Source organism: Mogibacterium sp. CM50, from assembly GCF_000293155.1.
Lineage (GTDB): Bacteria > Bacillota > Clostridia > Peptostreptococcales > Anaerovoracaceae > Mogibacterium > Mogibacterium timidum.
This window is the reverse complement of record NZ_ALNL01000007.1, coordinates 1-1,067: the sequence shown is the minus strand read 5'-3', so window position 1 is coordinate 1,067 and position 1,067 is coordinate 1. Positions and strand designations below refer to the sequence as shown.

The following is a 1,067-nucleotide window of genomic DNA, read 5'->3' as shown; positions in this document are numbered from 1 at the left end:
AGCGTAAGAAAGGCAAGAGAAAATTACAGAAATCAGAGGCTAAAGCCCTACCGCAAGGCAAGGAAAGCGGAGAAAGCCGCAGAAAAAGCAAATGCAAAGTATTTCTACAAAAAAGCCATGTATGAAAATCCAAATCTGTCATCTGCAAATCCTATCAACCGTATGCTGCAAAAGAAAAGATTAAAAAAGCAGTATGCCGCAGAGCTTCGTAAAAAAGGACAGAAAGCGGCAAAGGCGGCAAGGAAATCCGCGGAAAAGACAAAACAGGCAGGCTCATTTGTTATAAGGCATAGACGGGGAGTTGCAATTTTGATAGCTCTGCTTCTCATATTCGTTCTAATTTTTACCGGCTTATCTTCCTGTTCCTCTCTTTTATCGGGAGGCTTTAACGGAATTTTAGGCACAAGCTATACATCCGAGGACAGCGATCTTGTGGCGGTGGAAAATGCCTATGCCGCTATGGAAAATGAGCTTCAGGGGAAAATAGATAGTGTAGAAAAGGATTATCCCGGCTATGACGAGTATAAATACGAGCTTGACGGCATCGGGCACAACCCCCATGAGCTTGCTTCCATCCTTACGGCAAAACATCAAAGCTATACCCTTTCCAAAGTGCAAGCGGACTTACAGAAGATTTTCACAAAGCAGTATTCTTTGACATTAAAAGAAGAAATCGAGGTGCGCTACAAAACAGAAACCCATACCGATCCGGACACTGGAGAAACCACGGAGGAAGAAGTCCCGTACAACTATTACATTCTTCACGTAAGACTGAAAACAACGCCGCTTTCAGATATTGCAAGAGAAATCCTAAATGAAGAACAGCTTAAAATGTACCGCGTCTATCTTGAAACCAGCGGAAACAAACCTCTTGTATTCGGCGGAGGCTCCCCTGATGGAAGCGCATCGGAGGATTTAAGCGGCGTTTATTTTGTAAACGGCACCCGCCCCGGAAATCCGGAGCTTGTAAATCTTGCAAAAAAGCAGGTCGGAAATGTAGGCGGCTATCCTTATTGGAGCTGGTACGGCTTTAACGGACGTGTGGAATGGTGCGCCTGCTTTGTATC

At 44.7% G+C, this 1,067-nt stretch carries 1 protein-coding gene; it reads left to right on the top strand.

Features of this window, described 5'->3' with window-relative positions; all coding sequences use genetic code 11:
- A partial coding sequence (locus HMPREF1152_RS09660; protein ID WP_009643166.1) for a CD1108 family mobile element protein occupies positions 1–1,067 on the top strand: 1,067 nt, incomplete at both ends.